Genomic DNA, 18556 nt, shown 5'->3' with positions numbered 1-18556 from the left:
CGCGGCCGGCGAGCGCTCCGTCCCGGCGGCTCACCCGCCGGCCTGTTCGAGCATGGCCCGATCCTGCGCGACGGTGTCCCGGAGCAGGGCCAGCAGCTCCTCCTCCCGCCGCACGAGGTCCTGGAAAGCCTGGAGTACGCCTGGAGAGGCCATGGCCTCCGAATCGTGCGCGGCCATGGGAAGGTCGCGGTACCCGGCCATCCGCTCGGCCGTTGCGCGGAGGGCGGCGACGAGCTCGCGATGCCGCTCCGAGAGGTCGCGATATGCGTCGAGCTCCAGCCGCGCGGTCTCGTCGCGCGAATCGAGCGCGGTCATGTGGATCTCGAGGTTCTCGGCAACGGAGGCGAGAAGTCCAGCGAGCGCCGCGTGCAGCGCCGAGCGCTCGGCGAGTCCCTTCCCGCAGGTCGGTCGATCGTCCATCAGGCCTCCTGAAACCTCTCCTCCCGGCTCTCCTGCGCGCGTGGAACTGGCGGGCGCCAGGCGGCGGCGCTCACTCGACGGGGCAGAGGGTCGCCAGCCGCCGCAGGTCGCGCCAGCCGTAGTTGGCGTAGCTGGTCGTGCCGTCGGGCTCCCGCAGCTTCTCACCCCCGAGCGCCTCGTAGAAGCCGCACGAGGGGTTCCCCGCGTCCGCGAACAGCAGCATCGAGTCGACGCCCTGACCGAGGAAGCGGCGCACGACGTGTCCCACGAGCCGGCGCCCCAGCCCGCGGCGCTGGTATTCGCGCAGCAGGTAGATCTTGTTCAGCTCGCCCGCGTAGTCCGGCTGGTCGGGGCTGGCGTACCGCTTCCCCTTCGCGAACCCGACGAGCTCGCCGTCGTCCCGCTCCACGACGAAGCAGAACCAGCTCCCGTCGTCCGCCGCGAACGCCTCGCGCCACTGCCGCTCCCGGACCTCGTACGTCGGCGGCGAGCGCACCCCGGGATACGTGTCGTTCCAGGTGACGACGTGCAGCCGCGCCAGGGCGGGAATGTCGTCGGCGGTCGCCTCGCGGATGGCGAGGCTCGGTGGCTTCGGAGACTCAGGCCCGTTCATCCGTTGTTCCAGGTCGCGGGAGAACCAGCTCGCGGGGTTCGCTAGTCCCACCAGAGGAAGACCGCCTCCTGGCCGGTGTCGGCGTAGGGGTCGAACCCCTCTTCTTCCACCTCGCGGTTCACCACCGCCAGCACCGACTCGCGGCGCCGCGGCTCGGCGGGGAGCTGCACCCGCAGGCCGTCGGCGTAGGGCCCGCCGTGCTCGAGCTCGTCGCGGATGCACTCCGAGGCGACCACCACCCGCACCGCGCCAGCCGCGTAGAGCTCCTCGACGAACTCCAGCGCCTCCGCCTTCTCGTCGAAGCGGTTGCCGGCCAGGGGCGCGTCGTGGCCGTTGGCGGCGAGCCATTCGCGCGCCTCCGGGTCTTCCGGCCGGATGGCGTCGTGGTCCTGCTCGCTGATCTCGCGGATTTGCTGCTGCAGCTCCTGGAGGGCCGGGCTCCGGCCGGGGTCGAGCGCCGCCCGCAGCTCGCCCGCGAGCTCCTCGATCGCCGCCAGCTCGGCGTCGCTGATCGATTCCAGCTGCCGCGCCTGCGCCGCCAGCGCGTTCTGGAAGACGCCCCATCCCCCGAGGGCGCCCGGGTCCCGCAGGGCCGCCAGCTCCTGGTCGATGCGGGCCCGCGCGCAGACCTGTCCGCCGCCGCCGCTCCAGCAGTCGTCCGTGAGCTTCCACAGCCAGGTCAGGCGCTCGAAGTCCTCCACCACCGCGCCCGGCTCGGCCCCGAACACGTGCGCGCGAGGGTGCTGGCGGAACCTCGGTGAGTTCGCCGCCATTGGTACGCGCGCGAGCAGCTGAAGGCCGCGTCCCGTGGTCAGGAACGCCAGGTGGTCGCCGCCGAACGCTTCGAGCGCGGCAAGCAGCTCGCGGATGCGGCCCGCGCTCAGCGGGCGCGCTGGCGCGGATGCGTTGGGATGGCTGTTCAGCATGGAACGAGAGTCATGGGCCCGTCGGCCACTCGCCGTCGCACGCCATGGTGCGCGCGAAGGCCGCCCGGCCGCCCCGGAACTTCGTAGGGGAAGCCGTTGATCAGCCACGGGTTCTGGAACTTCAGCGACCTCGCTTCCGAACTCAAACGCAGACACGCTATAGGGACGGTGTTCTGTTCCTATACCACACCAGAACACGGTCGGCCAAGGTGAAGGTTGCGTTCGACTCACGGATACATCCGAGCGCCTGCAGCGACTGAAGTGCGGCCGGGAGGGCAGCTGGATCACTGCCCGGGACTCCTCTGGTCTGTCGCGCAACTGCGGCCGCGATTTCGTCCCGTGTCGCCGAGCGTGACGGACTCTCGTGCAGTACGAGCAGTACCACGCCCTCCGTGGGGCTCAGGGGCCGCGCCACACCGTTTAGCGCCGTGATGCACGCAAGCACTGCCGCGCCGATGGCCCAGCCGCCGCCACCGCTGATTACACCTCCGGCTGCACTCGCAGCCGCGCTGAGCGCCGCGGCAATGTCGAATCGAATCACTCGGAAACGCTCTTCTCCACGAACCTGGATCGACACGAGCGCGTCTTCGAAAATATCGGGTAGCGTGATCGCGGCGTCGCTGATGGCAGCACCAATGCGTACAGCGTCGTCTGCGTCGAGCCCCAGATCGGTTGCAGTTTCAAGGGCCCGGATCAACTCGCGCCTGACGATCTCCGTCGTCTCCACTTGGAACACCTCCTCTTCCATAAGCCTGGTGGGAGCATCAAGAAGGGCGTCGAACGCGTTGCTGAGATTGGCGTTTTTCTCGTCCAAAATCACAGCTATGTGCTTTATCCGTGTGGAGATTGCTGGGTGAGTGGTAGAGCGGTGACCTCTTCTTTCGAAATGCAGCAGACCCTGCGTGAGGTGGAGAGCAGCCACCATTCCGCAAACGCGCGCCTCGTCTCCCGTTCCAACGATGACTCGGGCCGCAAATTCATCACAGGCGAGTTCAGTAAAATGAGGATTCTCGAACATCATGCCGATCACATGAGCAAACTCGTGAAATAGAATGAAGTCCACCGCGCCTCTGAGGAGCAGGTGCAGGAGGTGCATCTGCTCCGTTGATAACGTGAAGTCGAGAGCCAGGGCCCTGAGTTGCCTGCCGCAGGCCATGTCTCGAATGCTTCTTAGAGCCTTGAGACAGGCGGCAAGATCGTCGGGAGCGCCGCGCAGCCGCCGGATGCCGATGGCTCGTTGTTCGGTGGTTTCTGTGGCGAACCCGACAACCTGATGTAGAGATGCGTACAGCAGATCGTGGATGCCGTGGTGTACTACAACCACGTTCAGGTTGGCATCCGAGGTAATGCCAGCATTATACCCGCCCATGTACGGCACGAACACCTGGATGTTGTGCAGGCGGCTCAGCACACAATCCGATAGCCACTCGAGGCTACCATCCGCCTTGTCAGAGGCAATGCAACCTTCCAATAGGTCGTGCCGGATCATGGCCATCGCATCAGGACAACGGGGCAGCCACTCCCGGAGGTCTGAGAGTGCGTGTTCCAGCAAGCCCTGCGCGACGTCATGTCGCTCTTCGATCACATACTCGGGCTCAGCTTCCAGACGGGTTGCTACATCGCCGAAGTGTTGGGCTTCGATCTCCGCATCGCCTCCAAACTCGATAAGCCGATGCCGCAACTCAGCGATGTCCGACAGCCGGGCATCGGCTAGTTGCTGAACAAGAGCTTCATAGGTGAGGCCGAGCGCGGCTGCTTGTCGGCGAACAGAACTCCTTTCGAGTTCGATCAGAGCGTCCCGGTCGAGCATTGGACCTCGAGGGTCGAGATCAACTGGGTGCAGCGCCTACCCACCTCCGTTGGCATCCCGAAGTACCGGTTTGTTCCCCACATTCCCTCACACCTCCTTCGGCCACTCCCCGTCGAACGCCACGGTGCGCGCGAAGGCCGCCTCGCCGCCCTGGAACTTCCAGGGGAAGCAGCCGATGATCAGCCGCCGGTTCTGCAGCTCGGGGGCGCTGATCTCGCCGCCCAGGTTCTCGATGTGCACGCAGTTGTGCGGGAACAGCTTGTTGTGCGTGAGCTGGTAGTCCTCGTCGGGGAAGAGCCGCGCCACCGCCTCGGGCCCGCCGAACTTGGCCTCCGCCTTCGCCCGCACCCGGTCGCAGTGGCCGTGCATCCCCTTCCCCAGGAAGCGGCCGATCGGCAGGTCCATCGGGTGGTCCGTCGACACCGCGTCCACGCCCCAGATGTGCACCTCCTTCTCCAGCAGCCACGGCACCATGTCGGGGTGCGCCCCCGGGTGCAGGTGGATGTACTTCTCCTCGTCGGCCTCGTCGCCCCACTGCGCGTAGCGGTGCCAGCCGGTGTGCAGGATCACGATGTCCCCTTTGCGCACCTCCACCCGGTCCTCGATCATCTTCGGAGTGTAGACCGCCAGCTCGTCCATCTCCTCGGTGAGGTCCACGATCACCCCGGGGCCGCACAGCCAGTTCAGCGGGATCTGGTCGATGGTGAGCCCCCTGGTCTGGAAGTGCCGCGGCGCGTCCAGGTGCGTGCCCATGTGGTTCGAGGTCATGATGTACTGCGCGTTCACGCCGTGCTCGGCCTTGCGCTTGATGTACTTCACCTCGAAGGGCGGGTAGTACGGCCAGAACGGCGCCTGCTCGTTCAGCGGCTGGGACAGGTCGTAGATCCGCATCGGTCTCCGGATGGGCTGGGGTGATTCACGGTCTCGCGCCGGACGGGCCACACTATAGCGGGAGCGAGTCGATGCGCCAGAGGGCCAGGCGCTTGGAGCGGTAGCGGCCGCCCGAGTGCGTGCACTTCTCGTCCACCAGGGCCAGCGGCGGCGGGAAGCGAAAAGGGGCCTCCTCCAGGTTCAGCTCGCGCCACCCGCCCGTGCGGATGTCCAGGTTGCGCCGGGTGTCCAGGAAGGTGGTGGTGAGCAGGTACGTGCTGCCGCTCTCCCGGAAGTTGCCGAGCGCCGCCCGGATGTCGGCGAACGAGAAGTGCACCAGGCAGTCGCGGCAGAGGACGACGTCGGCCCTGGGGAGCGGGTCGCGCGTCAGGTCCGCGCAGGCGAAGCTCCGGCGCCCGCCGCCGTGGAGCTCCTGGTTCTTCTCGACCAGCTCCGGCACCACGTCCACGCCCACGTAGCGCTCCATGCGGTCGGCGACCGGCTCGATCCAGTTGAAGTCGCCGCAGGGCGCGTCGAGCAGCACGCGCGCGCCGATCCGCTCCAGCAGCTCCGCCAGGTCGTCGCGGAAGTCCTCGCCGCGCGCGCGGGTGGAGCCCGGCCCCGACACCGACTCCGGGTCGCCCCACTCGTTGCTCCGGTAGATGCGCGAGAAGACCTCCCGGTGGTCCGGGCGCGGCAGCAGCCGCAGGTAGAGCCCGCGGGCGGCCTCCCGCAGCGATCGCAGCGCCCGGCGCGCGTCGGGTCGGCTCATGCTCATCGCGGGGTCAAGGCCCCTTGCCTGTTCCCGCCGCCGACGGCCGGCCGGAGCTCGCCGCGCCGGGAGACGCACGCGTCGGCAGCGACCCGGGAGGACACGTGTCGGTCCCCTGCTCGTCGGTCACCAGCTCCTGCACCTCGCCGTCCGCGTTCCAGCAGATCCGTGCATACCGGTAGCCGACGATCGCGCCGTCCGCGATGCCGACCGTGCTCCGGTCCGCGGAAGAGCCCTTGATCGCCAGCTCCAGCAGCCGCGCATCCAGCTCTCTGCGCGAGACCACCTCCGCCCTGTGGTCGAACAGCACGCCGACGGCCGTCACGATCCGGTATTCGGGATCGCCGCGGCTCAGGCGCCGCACCAGCCTGGAAGCCCTGGCCAGGCTGTCGTTGATCTCGTCGACCAGGCCGTCGGGGTTGTCGATCTCGAGAATGACGATGCGGTAGCCCGCAGCCGACTGGTCCCCGCCGGCTGCCTGCGCGCCGGAAGCGGAGTCGAAGCGCACCCCCAGCCGCTCGAGCCGCACCGAATCGGTCCTGGAGATCGTGTACTCCTGTACCTTGTACGGCTTCACGCTCTGCCAGGGCCAGGGCGAGCTCATCCTGCGGTAGATGTGCTGCTCGTGCTTTTTCAGGTCCCGGAGCGGAGTGTTCCGGGGAATATCGATCCGGCGCCCGAACGAGCCGAGCAGCGCGCCGTTCGCCTCGATCGTGCGCATCCCGGAAATCCTGGCGACGAGAGCGGAGTCCCGCTTCACGAGTCTCGGGTAGACAACGTACGCCGCGATGGCGATCGCCATGGCACCGGCGAGGATGCCGGCGAGCTTTCGCCGCCGGGGCCCGGCGGTGGCCGTCTCCGCCATCCGTCCTCCTCCGCGCTGCGGAACAGGTGGTCGAGCCGCACCCTCGGCTTCGAGATCCATACCGAACGGACTGCTGGAGCGATCCGCGGACTTCCGGCGGAACCGGGAAAGACGGATCACCGTGCCGGAACGGCGCTCGCCCGCCAGCGGCCGGAACCGTCGCGGACCCGCGTCACGCCTCGGGAGCGGCCGGGGTGAGCCGCACCTCGCCCGCCGGGGCCGCCCGCATCAGCGCGGCGTACACGGCGAAGGAGACCAGCGTCGCCGAGAACCAGGCGCCGTCGAAGAGGAAGCGCAGCGACGGGTGCAGCCGCCCCGCCAGCGCCACCAGCACGCCCGCCGCGAGCGCGGCCACCGCCCGCGGGTTCACCCCGTTCGCGTACGCGTAGGCGCCGTCCTCGCGGTAGAGCTCGGCCAGGTCCAGGCGCCGGCGCCGCACCAGCAGGTAGTCGCAGAGGATCACCCCGCCCACCGCGCCCAGCAGCCCCGAGTAGCTGATCAGCCACCCCTGGTACATGTCCAGCAGCTTCCAGGGGAAGATCAGGATGCCGACCACCCCCGCGATCAGCCCGCCCGTGCGGAAGGAGATCCGCCGCGGCGCCAGGTTGGCCAGGGTGAAGGCGGGGCCCACCACGTTCGCCGCGATGTTCGTGGTCAGCGTCGCCACCGCGAGCACCACCATCGCCACCAGGCCCAGGAGCGGGCTGTCCTGCTCGCGGGCGATGCGGGCCACCAGGTCCACCGGGTTCCAGATCGCCTGGCCGTAGAGGATCACCGTGGCGCTGGTGACCGCCACCCCGATGAAGGCGAACAGCGGCATCGTGGTGAGCAGCCCCAGCGCCTGGCCCACCGCCTGGTCCTTCTGGCTCTTCGCGTAGCGGGAGAAGTCGGGGATGTTGAGCGAGAGCGTGGCCCAGTACCCCACCATCGCCGTCACCCACGGCAGGAAGACGCCGGCCAGGAACGCCCCCGCCGGCACCGCCCGGTCCTGCGTCAATGCGTCCGCCCCGCGCAGCATCGTGCCGATGCCGCCCACGCGCGCCGCCGCCCACCAGAGCAGCGCCAGCCCCGCCGCGATCAGCAGCGGCGCCGAGAGCGTCTCCAGCCACTTGATGCTCTCGGTGCCCTTCCACACGAACCAGATGTTGATCAGCCAGAAGGCCAGGAACGAGAGGTACTGCGGCAGCCCGTACCCCATGAAGCGCGCGCCCCCGCCCAGCTCGCTCCACCCCGGCCAGAGGATGCCCAGCAGCACGTCGATGGCCATCCCGCCCACCCAGGTCTGGATGCCGAACCAGCCGCACGCCACCACCGCGCGCAGCAGGGCGGGGATGTGCGCGCCGCGCGTGCCGAAGGAGGCGCGCGCGTACACGGGGAAGGGGATGCCGTACTTCGTCCCCGCGTGCGCGTTGATGACCAGGGGGATCCAGACCACGGCGTTGCCCAGCAGCACGGCCAGGAGCGCCTGCCACCAGCGCATCCCCGCCTGCACCATGCTGGCGGCCAGCATGTAGGTGGGGATGCAGACGCTCATCCCCACCCACAGCGAGGCGATGTGCCACAGGTTCCAGGTGCGCGCGTGCAGCGGCGTGGGCGCCAGGTCCTCGTTGACCAGGGGCCCCGGCGGCAGCTCGCCCGCCAGCTCCACCATCCCGGCATCGGCGGATCGCGTCATCGGCACGCTCGGCGGTGAGGACGGTTATCGAACTGCTGAACGGCAACAACGGGTTTGGGCGTGTCCCTCCGCTGCGCTCCGGGCCGGGCTGCGCGCGCCGTAGGCCTGCAAACAACGCAGGCCAACGGCGCCGGGCCGCCACCGCCACGATACCCCTGTGGCGGCGTCGTCCCGGCCCTCCGGGCGCGCATCCCTCACGCGGGTCTCGTCGCGCGCGGAGCCGGATCTCCCGGTCGAGCGAGCCCCGGCGAGCAGTCCGCGCAGGCGGACTTTGTGCCGTTGTAGCCCCCGGTTTCAACCGGGGGACCTTCAACCGGGGGACCCCATCCGCGCCCGCGCGAACGCCCTGGGCAGCGTGCGGCGCACCAGCACCTCCACCAGCCGCCGCCGGTACGCCGCCGACGCGTGGATGTCCGACGGCGGCTCGATCTCCGCCGCGGCCGCCTCGGCGGCCGCGCGGATCCCCTCGTCGGTCGCGTCGCGCGCCACCAGCGCCTCCGCCGCGCCGCGCGCCAGCACCGGCCCGCTCCCCACCCCCAGCAGCGCGATGCGCGCCCCCGAGCAGCGCCCGTCCTGGCCCAGCGCCACCCACGCCGCCAGCCCCGCCAGCGCGAAGTCGCCGTGGCGCCGCGAGATCTCGTCGAACGCCCACCCCTGGGCCGGGCCGCGCGCGGGGACCTCCACCTCCAGCAGCATCTCCTCCGGCTCCAGCGCCGTGCTGAAGAGCCCGGTGAAGAAGCGGTCCGCCTCCACCGCGCGCGCGCCGCCCGGCCCCGCCAGGTGGAAGCGCGCCCCCAGCGCCAGCATCACCGCCGGGAGCTCGGCGGCCGGGTCCGCGTGCGCGATGCTCCCGCCCACCGTCCCCCGGTTGCGCACCTGCGGGTGGGCCACGAACGGAAGCGCCTCGGCCAGGAGCGGCGCCCGGAGCGCCACCAGCTCGCTCCGCTCCGCCGCGCGCTGCCGGGCCATGGTCCCGATGCGCAGCGCCCCGTCGCGCTCGGCGATGTGGTCGAGGCCCGGGATGCGGTTCAGGTCCACCAGCACCGCCGGCTGCGCCAGGCGGAAGTTCATCGCCGGCACCAGGCTCTGCCCGCCGGCCAGCACCTTGGCGTCCCAGCCGTGGCTCGCCAGCAGCCCCAGCGCCTCCTCCACGCTGTCGGGCCGGTGGTACTCGAACGGCGCGGGCTTCATCGGCGCCACCCGAGGATCGGGTCACGACTTCTCAACGCGTTGTGTCTCGTAGGGGCGAGCATGCGAGTCCGAGCACAGGCGGCATCGGCGCAGGAGGCCGCCTGCCGCGCCCGGGCTGGCCCCCGCCGGTCGAGGCATGCCTCGACCCTACGAATTCGGGCCGGTCTCATCGCCCCACCTCCGGCGCCGGGGCCGCCTGCGCGGCCGGGACCGGAGTCTCCGCCGCCAGCCCCCGCCCGCGCGCCTCCTCCAGCAGCTCGAAGAGGCGCCCCGGGGAGAGCGGGATCTCGCGGATCTCCAGCGCGTACTCCGGCAGCGCGTCCTCCAGCGCCTGCGCGAACGCCGCGCCGGTGGGGATGCACCCCGCCTCGCCCACCCCCTTGAGCCCCAGCGGGTTCATCGGCGCCGGCGTCTCGCGGTGCGCCATCCGCACCTCGGGCACGTCCAGCGCCGTCGGCAGCAGGTAGTCCATGAACGAGGCGTTCAGCAGCTGCCCGTTCTCGTCGTAGTGCAGCTTTTCGTAGAAGGCGTTGCCGATCCCGTGCGCCACGCCCCCCTGCACCTGCCCCTCCACGATCACCGGGTTGATCAGCCGCCCGCAGTCGTGCACCACCACGTAGCGCACCACCTTCACCAGCGCCGTCTCGGGGTCCACCTCGACCACGATCGCGTGCACCCCGCTCGCCGTGCTCCCGTGGTCGGGCCCGAAGTAGGCCGTGGCCTCCAGCCCCGGCTCCGTCCCCGGCGCCACCGCGCCGCGCAGCGGGTTGGCGTACGCCGACAGCTCGCCGAGCGTCATCTCCCGCCCCGGGTCGCCGCGCGGCCGCACCCGCCCGCCCGCCACCTCGACCTCCTCCTCGTCCACCCGGAAGACGCGGCTGGCCACCCCCACCACCTTGGCGCGCACCGCCGTGGCCGCCGCGTGGCAGGCGCTCCCGGCGACCACGGCCCCGCGGCTGGCGAACGTCCCCGTCCCCCAGCCGAACTCGCGCGTGTCGCCCGTCACCACGCCCACGTGCGCCACGTCCACGTCCAGCACCTCGGCCACGATCTGCGCGAACGCCGTGTAGTGCCCCTGCCCCTGCGTCCCCAGCCCCGTGGCCACGCGCACCCGGCCGCTGGGCTCGATGGTCACCCGCGCGCCCTCGTACGGCCCGATCCCCGTCCCCTCCACGTAGCTCACCACGCCCAGCCCCAGCCGCCGCCCGGCCTCGCGCGCGCGCCGCTGCTCCTCGCGAAAAGCCGCGTAGTCGACCATCTCCAGCGCCGTCTCCAGCGCGGGGAGGTAGTTGCCGCTGTCGTAGTAGAGCGGGGCGAAGTCCTGGAAGAGGATCCGCCACTGGTGGGGGAAGTCGTCGTGGCGGATGTAGTTGCGCCGCCGGATCTCGGCGGGGTCGATCCCCAGCTCGCGCGCGGCGATGTCGAGCAGGCGCTCCATCACGAACACGCCGTGCTGGCGCCCCGCCCCGCGCACCGGCGTCACCGTGGTGCGGTTGGTGAACACCGCGCGGAACTCGCTGTCGTAGTTGGGCACGTCGTACGGGCCCAGCAGCGTGCACTGCGAGTTGATCGGCACCGTGAGCCCGTACGGGTCGTACGCGCCGGTGTCGTGCAGGAAGCGGTCGCGCACGCCCACGATCCGCCCGTCGCGCGTGAGCGCCATCTCCGCGTCGTGCACCTGCCCCCGTTCCTGCGTGGTGGCGTAGAAGTTCTCCTGGCGGTCCTCGGTCCACTTCACCGGGCGGCCCAGCCGCATCGCCGCCCAGGGGACCAGCACCTCCTCGGGGTAGAACATCATGATCTTGGGCCCGAAGCCGCCGCCCACGAACGGCGCCACCACGCGCACCTGGCTCTCGCCGAGGCCCAGCATCCGCGCCAGCCCGTTGCGGATCGGGATCGGCGCCTGCGTGGTGTCCCAGACGGTGAGCTCCTCGGCGCGCGGGTCCCAGCGCGCCGCCACCACGCGGTTCTCCAGCGCGCACGCCGCGCCGCGGTCGTAGTGGAAGCGGCGGCTGATCACCAGGTCGGCGTTCGCCTTCGCCGCCTCGTAGTCGCCGTGCGTCTGGGGTACGAACGCCGACAGGTTGCTCCCGAACTGCTCGTGGATGAGCGGCGCCCCCGGCGCCAGCGCGGCCTCCAGGTCGCTCACCACGTCCAGCGGCTCGTAGTCGACGAAGATCTCGGCCGCCGCGTCCTCGGCCAGGTAGCGGCTCTCGGCGACCACCATCGCCACGGGCTCGCCGGCGTGGCGCACCTTCTCCTTCGCCAGCGGCACCTGCGAGGCCTGGTTGAAGACGAGGCCCTCCACCGGCGGCGGGGGGACCAGGAGCGGGCCCGGCTTCCAGTAGTCGCCCAGGTCCGCGGCCGTATAGACGGCGGCCACGCCCGGGCGGGCGAGCGCGGCCGAGACGTCGATCCCGCGCAGGCGGGCGTGGGCGTGCACGCTGCGCACGAACGCCACGTGCAGCATCCCCTCCAGCTGCACGTCGTCCACGAAGAGCGCGTGCCCGGTGAGGAGGCGCCGGTCCTCGTTGCGCAGGACGCCCTGGCCGACGTAGGCCCTGCTCACGCCGTGCGGATCGGCTTCTGGGGAATGGGACATCGCTCAGGCGGCGGGGGCGGAGGCGGAGGCGCGCTCGGCGGCCAGCTGCACCGCGCGGACGATGTTCTGGTAGCCGGTGCAGCGGCAGAGGTTGCCGGAGAGCGCCTCGCGGATCTCGACTTCCGTGGGGTGCGGGTGGTCGCGGAGGAAGGGGACCAGGCTCATCAGGAACCCCGGCGTGCAGAAGCCGCACTGCAGCGCGTGCGTGTCGCGGAACGCCTCCTGGAGCGGGTGCATCCGCTCGCCGTCGGGCGCCAGCCCCTCGACGGTGGTGAGGTCATGCCCGTCGGCCTGCACGGCCAGGACCAGGCACGAGCGCACCGACTCGCCGTCCATCAGCACCGTGCACGCGCCGCAGACGCCGTGCTCGCAGCCGACGTGCGTGCCGGTGAGGCCGAGGTCCTGGCGCAGGAAGTCGCTCAGCAGCAGGCGCGGCTCGACGGCCCGCCGATACGATGCGCCGTTGACGGTGACGCTGATCTCCACGGGTCCGGACAAGGACGGCTCCACGGGGATGGGGAACGGAAGAACTCCCGCCGGAGCCGTCGCGAGGAGGCTTGCGACCGCCGATGGATGCGGGGGCTGGAAAATCGCTACAAACAGATAGGTGACGGCCCGCGGCGGGGCAAGGGGACGGCGGGCGATCGGATGCAGGGGCGATCTCTTACTTCACGAAGTCTTCGAGAGACACGGCCGTACCGGGAAACGCCCGCAGTACCTTCTGATCGGCAGTGACCAGCGGCACGCCAAGCTCCTGGGCGAGGTGAACGAACTCGCAATCGTACGCCGCGCAGCCCGACCGTTGCGCCAGGTTCAATACGGGCGCGGACGCCACCGTAAATTCCTGTTTGTCCAAAAGCTTTTCGGCTTCCTGCATGAACCTGAGCGCATCCGAGAGCACCATTCCCTGCAGTCGCATCGCCAGCGCCAGCACGTTGCGGAACTCGCTTCGCCAGAGGAGGGGAGCCGCCCAGAGCGGATCCTTCTGGAAGACTGCGCGCGCACGGAGAGTTTGCGGTCCGGGCAGCAGCAGGTACGCGATCAGGTTCGTGTCGGCGACGATCACGGGCGGCCCTCGCGCTTCGCCTGCTCCAAGAACTCGTCGGAGATCGGCTTCATGTTGACGCTTTCCCGAAGGGCATCGATGCGGGCGAGAAAAGCGTCGGGATCGAGCCGCGTACTGCCCACGGAGCTTTCGAGGCGCACCAGCACTTCGCTGTTGAGACTGCGCCGGTGTGCCGCCGCGCTCTGCCTCAGCCGGTTCAGCAGATCTTCAGGGATGCTCTTGATAGTCAGGCTCGGCATTCCGTACCTCCTGGTTGCATAGTGGAACCGGAATGGAATCTATGCTGGGGGTAAAAGCTCCGCAACCAGTGTGCGCGGTCGCCGTCGATCCAGCTGCCCGTGAATTCCGGGCCAAGGGATTCCTCCCGTACCGGTCCGCTTTCTGCGCGTTCGATGGTCGAATTCGCCTTCGATCGGGAGAACGGCTTGCTTCGACGTCCGTCGCTTCGTCAGGTGGCGATCTCGGTCGCGCTGGGGGAGGCGGCCCTGCTGCTGGGGCTCGCCGTGTACCTCGCCGTGACGGGGAGGGCGCTGGTGATCGCCTTTCCGCCGCGGGAGAGCGTGGGGCGCGTGGAGCCGTCGCCGCGGCTGGTGATCCCGGTGGCGGGGGTGCGCGCGGCGGAGCTGCGGGACAGCTACGGCGCCGCGCGCTCCGGCGGGCGCGCGCACAAGGGCGTCGACATCTTCGCGGCGCGCGGCACGCCCGTGCTCGCGGCCGCCGCGGGCATCGTCGTGAAGCGCGACTCCGGTGGGGCGGGCGGGATCGCCGTCTACGAGCGCGACCTGGACGGGCGCACCATCTACTACTACGCGCACCTGAACGGCTACCGGGCGGGGCTCAGGGAGGGCGACCTGGTGCGCCAGGGCGACGTGATCGGCTACGTCGGCCAGACGGGGAACGTGTCGGGGAGCCCGCACCTGCACTTCGCCGTCTTCACCGTCGACGACCCCAACCGCTGGTGGCGCGGCCGCGACCTCAACCCCTACCCCCTCCTCCGCGGCGCCGGCGACGCGCCACCGCCCGACCGGCGGCGTTGACGGACCGGCATCCCGAGCCTCATCATCCCACCACGCCGTGAGCCGACCCCACGGCCTCGCGCGGTTTGCGAGGCTTCCCGCGGTGGTTGCCGCGGCTTCAGCCGCCCGTGACGTGACCCTGGAGGACCGGGATGATCGAGGAGATGCGCCGCCTCTACGCGCACCTGCGCTGGGCGGACAGGCGCGTGCTGGAGGCGCTGCGCGGCGCGCCCGGGCCGCCGGACGACGCGCTGCGGATCTACGCGCACGTGCTGGGCGCCGAGCACACCTGGCTGTCTCGCCTCCGCGAGCGGCCCGCGACGGTGGCGATCTGGCCCACGCTCACCCTGGACGAGTGCGCGGCGCTCGCCCGCGAGAACGCGGACGGCTTCGACGCGCTGCTGGAGGAGGCGGGCATGGGCGGCCTGGCGCGCGAGGTGGCGTACCGCAACAGCGCGGGCGACGAGTTCCGCTCGCGCATCGACGACATCCTGCTGCACGCGGCCATGCACGGCGCCTACCACCGCGGCCAGGTGGCGCTCCTGCTCCGCCGCGCCGGCGCCGAGCCGCTGGCGACCGACTACATCGCCTTCGTGCGCGGCGCGCCCGCCGCCACCCGCCGCGACTGAAACCCGGCTACGCTTCTGCACGGCGAGGGAGAGGCCGCATCCCGGAAAAAGAGCCGGCCACCAGCAAGGCAAAGTAGATTCTTCAGGCGCGGACGCGGTTTCGGTGCAGCGGCGCCTTCAGAATGACGTTCCTCCTGGAACGCGGGCATTCCAACTCCCGGCGAGGCTCGGACCCTCACGGGATCAGGAGCACCTTGCCCGTCGTCTCGCGGCCCTCGAGCGCGCGGTGCGCGGCCGCCGCTTCGGCCAGGGGGTAGGAGCGGTCCACGCGGACCCGGAGGGCGCCTTCGCCGACCCGGCCCAGCAGGTCGGAGGCCCGGGAGAGCAGCTCCTCGCGGCTGGCGGTGTAGTGGCCCAGCACGGGCCGGGTGAGGAAGAGCGAGCCCCTGCGGGCCAGCACCTGCGGGTCCAGCGGCGGCACCGGGCCGCTCGACTGGCCGAAGAGCACCAGCATCCCGCGCGGCGCCAGGCAGTCCAGGCTCCCCTCGAACGTCGTCTTCCCCACCGAGTCGTACACCACCGGCACGCCGCGCCCCGCGGTGATCCGCCGCACCTCGGCCACGAAGTCCTGCTCCGTGTAGAGGATCACCTCCCGGGCCCCCGCCTCGCGGGCCAGCGCCGCCTTCTCCTGCGTCGACACCGTGGCGATCACCCGCGCGCCCCGGGCGGCGGCGATCTGGCAGAGGAGGAGCCCCACGCCCCCCGCGGCCGCGTGCACCAGGCACCAGTCGCCCGGCGCCAGGGGGTACGTCGACACGGCCAGGTAGTGCGCGGTGAGGCCCTGCAGCATCACCGCGGCGCCGGTGCGCGTGTCGACCTCGTCGGGGAGGGCCACCAGGCGGTCCGCCGGCGCCAGCGCGAGCTCCGCGTACGAGCCCTCCAGCCCCGCCGACGCCACGCGCTCGCCCACGCGCACCGCGGTGACCCCGTCGCCCACTGCGGCCACCGTCCCCGCCCCCTCGCTCCCCGGCGTGTACGGCAGCGGCATCGGATAGAGGCCCCGGCGCTGGTAGACCTCGATGAAGTTGAGGCCGGCCGCCTCCACCCGGACCAGCGCCTGGCCGGGTCCGGGCCGGGGGTCCGGCACCTCCTCCAGCCGCAGCACGCCGGCGTCGCCGGTCTCGTGCACCCGGATCGCCTTCATGAGCCCTGCCTTTCCTCCGCCATCGGCCCGCCGGCCACCTCGAGCACGGCGGCGACCTCCACGGCCACGTTGAAGGGGAGCGACCCCGCGCCCACCGCGAAGCGGGCGTGCCGGCCGGCCTCGCCGAACACCTCCACGAAGAGGTCGCTCGCCCCGTTGACCACCGCCGGGTGGTCGGTGAACCCGGGGACGGCGTTGACGAAGCCCTGCACCATGCACACCCTCGTCACGCCGTCCAGCCCGCCCAGGAACGCCTGCGCCTGCGCCAGCACGTTCAGCGCGCAGAGGCGGGCGGCCCGGCGCGCCTCCTCGACCCCGACCTCGTCGCCCACCCGGCCCACGTACCGGATCTCCCCGTTCCACGACGGGATCTGCCCGGAGACGAAGAGGGTGCTCCCCGTCCGCACGCAGGGCACGAAGTTGGCCACCGGCGCCGCGGCGGCCGGCAGTTCGATCCCCATCTCCCGCAGGCGCGCCTCCACGCTCCCCGGCATGGCCCCACCTCCTCCCTCGGGTTGATCCCGGACCGGGGCGAGAGCCGCCCCCCGGCGAGCTTGACGGAATATATAGGCGATTAGCATATTGGCAATATGACGATCATGGACGTGCTGCGGGCCCTCGACAACGAGCGACGCCTGCAGATCCTGGAATGGCTCAAGGACCCCACGGCCCACTTCCCCCCGCAGGTCGACGGCGACCTGGTGGAGGACGGCGTCTGCGGCGTGTTCATCGCCGACAAGCTGGGCGTGAGCCAGCCCACCGCCAGCGAGCACCTGCGCATCCTGGTGCAGGCCGGGCTCCTCCGCCCGAAGCGCATCAAGCAGTGGACCTTCTACCGGCGCGACGAGGACCGCATCCGCGACGCGAAGCGCGCCATCGTCGAGAGCATCTGAGGGAGGGGGGCGGATGGAAGCGGGGAACGACGCCTACGCGCGGCTGATCGCGCTCCTGGACCGGCACGGGGCCCGCTACCGGACGCTCGACCACGCCCCCGAGGGAAGGACCGAGCTCGTCAGCGCGCTGCGCGGCCACCCGCCGTCGCAGGCCGCCAAGTGCATGGTGGTGATGGTGAAGCTGGGGAAGAAGGAGACCCGCTACGTGCTGGCGGTGGTGCCCGGCGACGCGCGGGTGGACCTGCAGGCCGTCCGGGCGCTCCTCGGCGGCACCTACGCCTCCTTCGCCCGGGCCGAGACCGCCGAGCGGCTGGCGGGGAGCGCCAGCGGCACCATCCTCCCCTTCTCCTTCCACCCGGAGCTGGAGCTCGTCGCCGACCCGGCGCTCTTCGACCTGGGGGAGATCTACTTCAACGCCGCGCGGCTGGACCGCTCGCTGGCCCTGGACACCCGCGACTACCGGGCGCTGGCGGCGCCCCGCCTGGCCCGCATCGGCGAGGCGCCGCCGGCCGCGAGGGAGGCGGGGGGCCGATGAGCTTCTCCGTGCCGCCCGGGGAGCGGTACTTCGAGGACTACCGGCCGGGCGCCGAGCACGAGTTCGGCCCGATCGCGGTGGAGGAGGCGGAGGTGCTGGCCTTCGGGCGGCGCTTCGACCCGCAGGTCTTCCACACCGACCCCGAGGCGGCCGCGCGCAGCGAGTACGGCGGGCTGATCGCCAGCGGCTGGCACACGGCCGCGCTGATGATGCGCCTGTACTCCGACCACTACCTCTCGCGCGTGGCCACGCTGGTCTCCCCCGGCGTGGACGAGCTGCGCTGGACGCTCCCGGTGCGCCCCGGCGACCAGCTGTGGATCCGGGTGCGGGTGCTCTCCGCCCGCCGCTCCCGCTCCCGGCCGGACCGCGGCATCGTGCGCTCGCGGGTCGAGGTGCTCAACCAGCGCCGGGAGACGGTGATGACCGCGGAGGCGCTGAACTTCTTCCTCTGCCGCGATGAAGGCGCCTCCACCGCCGATACCGAATCCGGTTGATCAGCGAGTTTAGCCGTTAGCCGTCATTCTGAGGCCCGACCGCACGGGACCGGCATCCGCACGGATCGTCGCAGGGCCGAAGAATCTTCTCACCCTGGCAGGTGGGTTGGGCGCGGTAGCGGCATGGATGCCGGCTCCGCTCCATCCCTCCAGGGCCACGCCGTTCATTCGATCCCCCTCACAGCAGCGTGCACGCCTCCTCGAACCAGAGACGGGGGAGGCGGGGGAAGAGCTTCGCGCGGTCGCCGTAGCCCAGGTTGCAGAGGAAGTTCGACTTGACGTGGCCCTCGGGGAAGAACTCCTGGTCGCACCCCTCGCACTCCCTCCCGGCGCCGAAGAACTCCTCGTCGACCCTGGCGTTGTCGAAGCCCGACATCGGCCCGCAGTCGAGCCCCAGGGCGCGCGCGGCCAGGACCAGGTAGGCGCCCTGCAGCGACGAGTTGCGCCGCGCCGTCACCTCCACCAGCTCCGGAGCGGCCGCGTACAGGTTCCGCATGGCGGGGTTGTGCGGGAAGAGCCGCGGCAGCTTCTCGTAGAACAGCAGGTCGTAGGCGACGATCACCGTGACCGGCGCGGTCATCGTCTTCTCCACGTTCCCCGACGACAGCGCCGGGCGCAGCCTCTCCTTCGCCTCGCGCGTGCGCAGGAAGACGAAGCGCGCCGGGCCGGCGTTGGCGCTGGTCGGCCCCCACTTCACCACCTCGTAGAGCCGGCGGAGCGTGTCGTCGTCCACCGGCCGGTCCAGCCACGCGCTGAAGGTGCGCGCCTCGCGGAACAGCTGGTCGAGCGCCTGGTCGTCCAGAGGCGTGTTCATCTTCCCTCCGCATCCACGTCGCCCCCCACGGCCTCTCGCAGCGGCCGTCGGGAGTGCGTCCGTGCGCGCAAGATCCAGGCGTGATACTAGATCCGGATAAACAGCTTGGCTATCGGGGGATGAAGCGAGCAGGCATCCGTGCCGCTACCGCGCCCAACCTACCTGGCAGGGTGAGAAGATTCTTCGGCCCTGCGGTCATCCGTGCGAATGCCGGTCCTGTG

The 18556-nt window shown here is 71.0% G+C and carries 21 protein-coding genes; 5 read left to right on the top strand and 16 right to left on the bottom strand.

Features of this window, described 5'->3' with window-relative positions; genetic code table 11:
- Positions 1-30: 30 nt before the first annotated feature.
- The 13 genes from VF746_14915 to VF746_14855 all read right to left on the bottom strand — a co-directional run bounded on the left by VF746_14915 (position 31) and on the right by VF746_14855 (position 13049).
- Positions 31-420: a hypothetical protein gene (locus tag VF746_14915; GenBank protein HEX8693712.1), complete on the bottom strand. Its 390-nt coding sequence runs from the start codon at positions 418-420 to the stop codon at positions 31-33.
- A gap of 70 nt (positions 421-490) precedes the next feature.
- A complete protein-coding gene (locus tag VF746_14910; protein ID HEX8693711.1) occupies positions 491-1033 on the bottom strand; it encodes a GNAT family N-acetyltransferase in 543 nt (180 codons plus the stop codon).
- 41 nt (positions 1034-1074) lie between these two features.
- Positions 1075-1959: a hypothetical protein gene (locus tag VF746_14905; protein ID HEX8693710.1), complete on the bottom strand. Its 885-nt coding sequence runs from the start codon at positions 1957-1959 to the stop codon at positions 1075-1077.
- 157 nt (positions 1960-2116) lie between these two features.
- On the bottom strand, positions 2117-3769 hold the full coding sequence (locus VF746_14900) for a hypothetical protein (GenBank protein HEX8693709.1): 1653 nt from the start codon (positions 3767-3769) through the stop codon (positions 2117-2119).
- An 87-nt stretch (positions 3770-3856) separates the two neighbouring features.
- Complete coding sequence (locus VF746_14895; GenBank protein ID HEX8693708.1) at positions 3857-4660, bottom strand: cyclase family protein; 804 nt, start codon at positions 4658-4660, stop codon at positions 3857-3859.
- Between the two features lie 52 nt (positions 4661-4712).
- Complete coding sequence (locus VF746_14890) at positions 4713-5411, bottom strand: methyltransferase domain-containing protein (GenBank protein ID HEX8693707.1); 699 nt, start codon at positions 5409-5411, stop codon at positions 4713-4715.
- Between the two features lie 13 nt (positions 5412-5424).
- A complete protein-coding gene (locus VF746_14885; protein ID HEX8693706.1) occupies positions 5425-6276 on the bottom strand; it encodes a hypothetical protein in 852 nt (283 codons plus the stop codon).
- A 172-nt stretch (positions 6277-6448) separates the two neighbouring features.
- Positions 6449-7951 (bottom strand): NCS1 family nucleobase:cation symporter-1, encoded by a 1503-nt coding sequence (locus VF746_14880; GenBank protein HEX8693705.1) that lies wholly within the window; start codon positions 7949-7951, stop codon positions 6449-6451.
- A gap of 309 nt (positions 7952-8260) precedes the next feature.
- Positions 8261-9142, bottom strand: a complete 882-nt coding sequence (locus VF746_14875) for a xanthine dehydrogenase family protein subunit M (protein HEX8693704.1) — start codon at positions 9140-9142, stop codon at positions 8261-8263.
- A gap of 166 nt (positions 9143-9308) precedes the next feature.
- Positions 9309-11711 (bottom strand): xanthine dehydrogenase family protein molybdopterin-binding subunit, encoded by a 2403-nt coding sequence (locus VF746_14870; protein HEX8693703.1) that lies wholly within the window; start codon positions 11709-11711, stop codon positions 9309-9311.
- A 36-nt stretch (positions 11712-11747) separates the two neighbouring features.
- Entirely contained in the window at positions 11748-12242 is a 495-nt protein-coding gene (locus VF746_14865) for a (2Fe-2S)-binding protein (GenBank protein HEX8693702.1), read from the bottom strand.
- 166 nt (positions 12243-12408) lie between these two features.
- Positions 12409-12810: a type II toxin-antitoxin system VapC family toxin gene (locus VF746_14860; protein HEX8693701.1), complete on the bottom strand. Its 402-nt coding sequence runs from the start codon at positions 12808-12810 to the stop codon at positions 12409-12411.
- Positions 12807-13049 carry an Arc family DNA-binding protein gene (locus tag VF746_14855; protein ID HEX8693700.1) on the bottom strand — a complete coding sequence of 81 codons (243 nt, stop codon included), beginning with the start codon at positions 13047-13049 and terminating at the stop codon, positions 12807-12809. The genes VF746_14860 and VF746_14855 overlap by 4 nt, the downstream gene beginning before the upstream one ends.
- Before the next feature lie 186 nt (positions 13050-13235).
- Here VF746_14855 and VF746_14850 point away from each other — a divergent pair, with 186 nt between their 5' ends.
- On the top strand, positions 13236-13847 hold the full coding sequence (locus VF746_14850) for a M23 family metallopeptidase (protein ID HEX8693699.1): 612 nt from the start codon (positions 13236-13238) through the stop codon (positions 13845-13847).
- A gap of 131 nt (positions 13848-13978) precedes the next feature.
- A complete protein-coding gene (locus tag VF746_14845; protein ID HEX8693698.1) occupies positions 13979-14455 on the top strand; it encodes a DinB family protein in 477 nt (158 codons plus the stop codon).
- A 175-nt stretch (positions 14456-14630) separates the two neighbouring features.
- Here VF746_14845 and VF746_14840 read toward each other — a convergent pair whose 3' ends face one another.
- Positions 14631-15599, bottom strand: coding sequence for a quinone oxidoreductase (locus VF746_14840; GenBank protein ID HEX8693697.1), 969 nt, complete (start codon positions 15597-15599; stop codon positions 14631-14633).
- Positions 15596-16093, bottom strand: a complete 498-nt coding sequence (locus VF746_14835) for a RidA family protein (protein ID HEX8693696.1) — start codon at positions 16091-16093, stop codon at positions 15596-15598. Before VF746_14835 ends, VF746_14840 begins: the two co-directional genes overlap by 4 nt.
- A gap of 96 nt (positions 16094-16189) precedes the next feature.
- Between VF746_14835 and VF746_14830 the strand changes: the two genes are divergently transcribed.
- The 3 genes from VF746_14830 to VF746_14820 are packed head-to-tail and all read left to right on the top strand — an operon-like array spanning position 16190 to position 17521.
- On the top strand, positions 16190-16492 hold the full coding sequence (locus VF746_14830; protein HEX8693695.1) for a metalloregulator ArsR/SmtB family transcription factor: 303 nt from the start codon (positions 16190-16192) through the stop codon (positions 16490-16492).
- Positions 16493-16505: 13 nt separating this feature from the next.
- Positions 16506-17027, top strand: a complete 522-nt coding sequence (locus VF746_14825; GenBank protein HEX8693694.1) for a YbaK/EbsC family protein — start codon at positions 16506-16508, stop codon at positions 17025-17027.
- The gene (locus tag VF746_14820; protein ID HEX8693693.1) at positions 17024-17521 is read left to right on the top strand and encodes a MaoC family dehydratase; all 498 of its coding nucleotides are present in this window, start codon (positions 17024-17026) and stop codon (positions 17519-17521) included. The genes VF746_14825 and VF746_14820 overlap by 4 nt, the downstream gene beginning before the upstream one ends.
- A gap of 178 nt (positions 17522-17699) precedes the next feature.
- Here VF746_14820 and VF746_14815 read toward each other — a convergent pair whose 3' ends face one another.
- Positions 17700-18335: a malonic semialdehyde reductase gene (locus VF746_14815; GenBank protein HEX8693692.1), complete on the bottom strand. Its 636-nt coding sequence runs from the start codon at positions 18333-18335 to the stop codon at positions 17700-17702.
- Between the last annotated feature and the right edge of the window lie 221 nt (positions 18336-18556).

The organism is Longimicrobium sp. (assembly GCA_036389795.1).
Taxonomy (GTDB): domain Bacteria; phylum Gemmatimonadota; class Gemmatimonadetes; order Longimicrobiales; family Longimicrobiaceae; genus Longimicrobium.
The sequence above is the reverse complement of the archived record's forward strand: the minus strand, read 5'-3'. Positions and strand labels throughout refer to the sequence as shown.

Excerpts from the sequence above, each read along its gene's own strand:
- VF746_14825 (HEX8693694.1), top strand. The coding sequence starts at position 16,506 with ATGGAAGCGGGGAACGACGCCTACGCGCGGCTGATCGCGCTCCTGGAC.
- VF746_14885 (HEX8693706.1), bottom strand. The coding sequence starts at position 6,276 with ATGGCGGAGACGGCCACCGCCGGGCCCCGGCGGCGAAAGCTCGCCGGC.
- VF746_14910 (HEX8693711.1), bottom strand. The coding sequence starts at position 1,033 with ATGAACGGGCCTGAGTCTCCGAAGCCACCGAGCCTCGCCATCCGCGAG.
- VF746_14835 (HEX8693696.1), bottom strand. The coding sequence starts at position 16,093 with ATGCCGGGGAGCGTGGAGGCGCGCCTGCGGGAGATGGGGATCGAACTG.
- VF746_14900 (HEX8693709.1), bottom strand. The coding sequence starts at position 3,769 with ATGCTCGACCGGGACGCTCTGATCGAACTCGAAAGGAGTTCTGTTCGC.
- VF746_14905 (HEX8693710.1), bottom strand. The coding sequence starts at position 1,959 with ATGCTGAACAGCCATCCCAACGCATCCGCGCCAGCGCGCCCGCTGAGC.
- VF746_14820 (HEX8693693.1), top strand. The coding sequence starts at position 17,024 with ATGAGCTTCTCCGTGCCGCCCGGGGAGCGGTACTTCGAGGACTACCGG.
- VF746_14855 (HEX8693700.1), bottom strand. The coding sequence starts at position 13,049 with ATGCCGAGCCTGACTATCAAGAGCATCCCTGAAGATCTGCTGAACCGG.
- VF746_14875 (HEX8693704.1), bottom strand. The coding sequence starts at position 9,142 with ATGAAGCCCGCGCCGTTCGAGTACCACCGGCCCGACAGCGTGGAGGAG.
- VF746_14840 (HEX8693697.1), bottom strand. The coding sequence starts at position 15,599 with ATGAAGGCGATCCGGGTGCACGAGACCGGCGACGCCGGCGTGCTGCGG.
- VF746_14830 (HEX8693695.1), top strand. The coding sequence starts at position 16,190 with ATGACGATCATGGACGTGCTGCGGGCCCTCGACAACGAGCGACGCCTG.
- VF746_14895 (HEX8693708.1), bottom strand. The coding sequence starts at position 4,660 with ATGCGGATCTACGACCTGTCCCAGCCGCTGAACGAGCAGGCGCCGTTC.
- VF746_14845 (HEX8693698.1), top strand. The coding sequence starts at position 13,979 with ATGATCGAGGAGATGCGCCGCCTCTACGCGCACCTGCGCTGGGCGGAC.
- VF746_14890 (HEX8693707.1), bottom strand. The coding sequence starts at position 5,411 with ATGAGCCGACCCGACGCGCGCCGGGCGCTGCGATCGCTGCGGGAGGCC.
- VF746_14915 (HEX8693712.1), bottom strand. The coding sequence starts at position 420 with ATGGACGATCGACCGACCTGCGGGAAGGGACTCGCCGAGCGCTCGGCG.
- VF746_14880 (HEX8693705.1), bottom strand. The coding sequence starts at position 7,951 with ATGACGCGATCCGCCGATGCCGGGATGGTGGAGCTGGCGGGCGAGCTG.
- VF746_14815 (HEX8693692.1), bottom strand. The coding sequence starts at position 18,335 with ATGAACACGCCTCTGGACGACCAGGCGCTCGACCAGCTGTTCCGCGAG.